Raw genomic sequence first — 4,287 nt, 5'->3', positions numbered from 1 at the left:
GTAAATCCCGGTGCTTATATAAAGCGCTTGCTGCAGGCAATAGCAGTAAAAATAGCAGCGGTGATTTTATATAATTGTTAATTCAATAATTCTTTCAGCTTATTTTCAAGCATTGCGCCCCTGAGATCTTTTGCAATGATTTTCCCGGAAGGATCTATGAGCAGGTTACTTGGTATAAATTCTATTCCAAAACCAGCAGATACCTCATTCTTCCAACCTTTAAGGTCTGATAGTTGAGTCCAGGGCATTTTATCATCGCGGATGGCTTTTTTCCAATTGGCCGCTTTATCATCCAGCGATATTCCAATAACGGTAAAATTTTTATTTTTAAATGCATGGTAAGCTTTCAGCACATTGGGATTTTCTGCACGGCATGGCGCGCACCAGCTGGCCCAGAAATCTATCAATACATATTTCCCTTTGAAATTGCTAAACTTCACGGGGTGTCCACTTGTATCAGGTTGCGTAAAATCTGCTATTTGCATACCTACCTGGCCTTTGGCTAATGTTTCCAGTTTTTGGGCAATTTTTTTACCCTCGTTAGTCTGTTGGGCCGATTCATCGAGTTCGTTGTACAAGCGTCTTATTTCATTGTAATCTTTCTCCAGCGATATCAGGTACATATTGAAAGAACTTTTGGGATGACTGGCAATGAATTGTGCTGTTCTGTTTTGAAGTTGTTTTTTAAGATCATCCCGTTTGTTGTTTATTCCAGCTTTCTCTTTTACAGATGCGTTGCTGAAATTGGAATTTAGTGAATCCCGTTGATCTGTCAGATCTTTAATAAATACGCTGAATGCTTCCGCATCCTGCTGTATTGGTGAACCGCTTATGATGTACGATTTCGTAACATCTTTAATACCCGTCAGTTTGATATGACCTGGTTCTGCAAAAAAGAAAAAATAATTGTTATGCCCAACTGTTAATGCAAGCCGCAGCGGTTCCTCCAAATTTGTTTTCCAGGTAAAAGTATCCCGGACCACTGTTACGGAATCAGTGATGGATACACCATTCTTAATGTAGAAAATTTCAATAGTTCTGCCGGATAATCCCTTCAGATGGCCTGAAAGCACGGTGTTTTGCGCCTGGCTTATTAAGCCTGGGAAGAATAATGAAATGAATAAAATACTGTGCAATAAATTATTTTTTTTCATGGTTGTTTAATTTGTAAGTGAATAAAATGGTGTAAGATTCAATACGCTGTTTGAGGAAAAAGAATACACTATCCGGGATCATATTATACCCCGGGTAGTGTATTGAAGTATTTACTGTTAAGTTTACAGGTTAATTATAACCAGGGTTTTGTTTCAGCTGGTTGTTTAATTGTATTTGTGTTTGAGGTATAGGGAACAGGGCGGCATCGGGATGATATCCGCTTTTTTCTGCGCCAAGCACTGTTGCTGCCGATGTTGCCGGTGTTACATTCCTTTTCAGATCAAACCAGCGATTTCCCCATTCAAAGCATAATTCTGTTTGCCTTTCATGCATAACGGCATTTAGTACTGCATCCTGTGAATTTACATCAGCGGCGCTGCCGGGTAGCCCGGCCCGGCTGCGGATGGTATTCACATCTGTTAAAGCCTGGTGGAGGTTGTTTAAATGTGCAGCAGCTTCAGCACGGATAAGTAAAGCTTCCCCGAGCCTGAATACCATATAGTTTTCAAGAGGAACATTGGCTGCCAGCTTGTTCCTGTATTTAAAGGGATAGTTAAGCTCTTTGTTATTTACAACAGTAGTACCTATCCAGCTTGAACGCCGTTGGTCGCCCGCTTCAAACTGATCTAATAAAAAAGGTGTTACCAGGTACCTTGGCGTTGAGCCTGTGGAAGGCACAAAATTTTGTGCTTCCGCAGTTTGCTGGTACGAATTTCTGACCGGCAATTGCCAGATGGCTTCCTTACTTCCCTCTAAAAAGACATCATTTAAAGGAACATCATTCAGACTATATACATTTGATTTAATAATTTCATCGGCTTCGTCGTAGGCAGCCTGCCACTGGCCCCGGTATAGATGCACTTTAGCCAGTAAAGCTACTGCGGCATAACGGTTAGGGCGTACTCTTCCGGCCGACGGGTAGCTTGCCGGTAATATTTGAACTGCATCGGTAAGGTCCGCTGTTATCTGCGTGTAAACAGCTTCAGCAGCAGCCCTGGGTAAATGAGCTGTTATGCTGTAATCGGTGGAAGTAATAAGGGGTACGTCGCCGAATAAATTAACCATGTTAAAGTAATATAACGCTCTTACTACCTTCATTTCGCCGGTGATTTGACGTATGAATGAAGTAGATAGTTTACTGTTGTTTGTAATGCCCTCCAGGATATCATTTACCTGGTACATTCCCTGGTAGGGGTATTGCCATAATGCAATTATTCCGTTATTTAAAGCAGTAAGCGTATAACTATAAAATTGCGCGTTATCTGTAGAGGCGGTAGTAGATATTTCGTCGGCAGAAAGTCCTGTAGCTATGGTAAAGTTGGCATCGCTGTAAGCAAAACCTTTCCCCTGGTTATAAGTATATACACCAGCAACAGCAGATATTACCGACACACTGTCTGCAAATTGCTGCGCCCTGGTAATCAGCGTTGGCGGATTACCGGGTATTTCGATCAATTTTTTGCAGGAAACCAATGTACCTATTGCCATCAACGCATAGCCTGCCAGTATTTTATTTAATATTTTCATGACAATAATTGCTTAAAATTTGAAGGTTAAACCAAATGCAACGATCCGTTGTAATGGGAAAGCGGTAAAAGTGCCTGGTTGTTCGGGATCACCCACCTTATAGTTTGTGATGGTGAACAGGTTTTGCGCATTCACATAAATACTGCCGCCTTTAACATGTACTTTTTGAAGAAAAGCATCCGGCAAAGTATAAGATAGTGATACTGTTTTAACACGGAGATAAGTGTCATTACTATAAACGCCATCTGATTGTCCAAAAGCCGGTAAAGTGCTAAGCGAACCTGAGGTGTAACTGCTGCCCAGCCGCTGAATAGTGGCCTGATCGCCCGGTTTTTTCCAGTATTGACCCAATATGGCTGCAGGTTGATTGGTTAGTGCTCCCGGGAAATCAGTACTGTAAAGTGCAGAAAGGAAATTAGGAGCATTGCTGCTTGAGAACTGGCAAAAAACATAGAGATTGAAATTTTTGTAGGTGAAGTTATTGCCCAGTCCCCCCATATATTTAATATCCATATTGCCGATAGGTACCTGGTCGCCCCCGGTGGCGGCTGTTCCGAATTTCGGGTTGTAAGTGGCATTACCGTTTTTGTCGTAAAACTCATACAGCCCGGTACCAGGATTTACTCCCTTATACTTATAGCCTATTATTATGGAAACCGGCTGTCCTATAATGTATTTGTCGGCATAAGAAGATGATGCCAGACCAGGAAAATCAACCAGTTTATTCCGGTTAAGCGTTAAATTGAAATTAGTGGTCCATGAAAAGCTCCTGCTTTTTATGTTGGTTGACGTAGCTGTAAATTCCCAGCCCTGGTTTTGAACAACGGCATTCAGGTTTCCAAATACGCTTGTGAAACCACTTTGTATAGGTAACGGGTTATCTACAAGTTGGTTGCTTTCCCTGTTCCTGTAATAGGTGGCATTTAAGAACAGGCGGTTATTAAAAAAGCCAAGGTCCACCGCCAGGTTCAGTGATTTTTTTGTAGCCCAGCTAAAATCAGGATTGTAAAGATTGTAAGCATAAGTTTGCCTGATGTTTTGAAAAGCGGGAACTGAAGATAAGTTTTGATATAATGCCTGGTAGGAGTAAGCCTTTGACGCATCTCCCCCGGTGGTGCCATAGCTTCCGGAAAGCTTGCCATAAGTGAAGAAGGGAAGCGCCTCTTTGAATGCTTGTTCCTCAGAAAATATCCAACCTGCTCCTGCGGATGCGAAATTACCGAACTGCCGGCCGGGACCGAAGTTACTGGAACCATCCCTTCTGCCCGAAATCTCTATAATATATTTTTCATCATAAACATATTTGAGACGGGCAAAGGCAGCACTGTATTTAACGAGGTTAATGGTTTCAAAAGGATAGGTAGTTGTAGCGCCAATAACTGTACCGAGCAGATTATCATTTGAATAACCATATGCTTCTACCTGATAGGCATCGCTGGTAACTTTTTTATAGGTACCTCCTAATAAAGCGGTCAGCACCCCTTTTCCTATAGATCTCCTGTAATTTATCTGCGGTTCCACATTAATGGTTTGTGCGGCGGTATTACCAAAAGCGGCACTGGCTTCGGCATACGAAGGATTTTGCGAGCTGGCCGGGTTTTCGGA

The 4,287-nt window shown here is 42.1% G+C and carries 3 protein-coding genes; all 3 read right to left on the bottom strand.

Features of this window, described 5'->3' with window-relative positions; genetic code table 11:
- Positions 1 to 77: 77 nt before the first annotated feature.
- Entirely contained in the window at positions 78 to 1,154 is a 1,077-nt protein-coding gene (locus VN105_RS23150) for a TlpA disulfide reductase family protein (RefSeq protein ID WP_325644678.1), read from the bottom strand.
- Between the two features lie 130 nt (positions 1,155 to 1,284).
- The gene (locus VN105_RS23145; RefSeq protein ID WP_325644676.1) at positions 1,285 to 2,682 is read right to left on the bottom strand and encodes a RagB/SusD family nutrient uptake outer membrane protein; all 1,398 of its coding nucleotides are present in this window, start codon (positions 2,680 to 2,682) and stop codon (positions 1,285 to 1,287) included.
- 12 nt (positions 2,683 to 2,694) lie between these two features.
- On the bottom strand, positions 2,695 to 4,287 hold a 1,593-nt coding region (locus VN105_RS23140), incomplete at its 5' end, for a TonB-dependent receptor domain-containing protein (RefSeq protein WP_325644674.1).

The organism is Chitinophaga sp., assembly GCF_035564935.1.
Classification (GTDB): domain Bacteria; phylum Bacteroidota; class Bacteroidia; order Chitinophagales; family Chitinophagaceae; genus Chitinophaga.
Note: the sequence above shows the minus strand (reverse complement) of the source record. Positions and strands in the feature narration are given on the sequence as shown.

Bases quoted from the DNA above. Each gene is read 5' to 3' on its own strand.
- VN105_RS23150 (WP_325644678.1), bottom strand. From the start codon at position 1,154: ATGAAAAAAAATAATTTATTGCACAGTATTTTATTCATTTCATTATTC.
- VN105_RS23145 (WP_325644676.1), bottom strand. From the start codon at position 2,682: ATGAAAATATTAAATAAAATACTGGCAGGCTATGCGTTGATGGCAATA.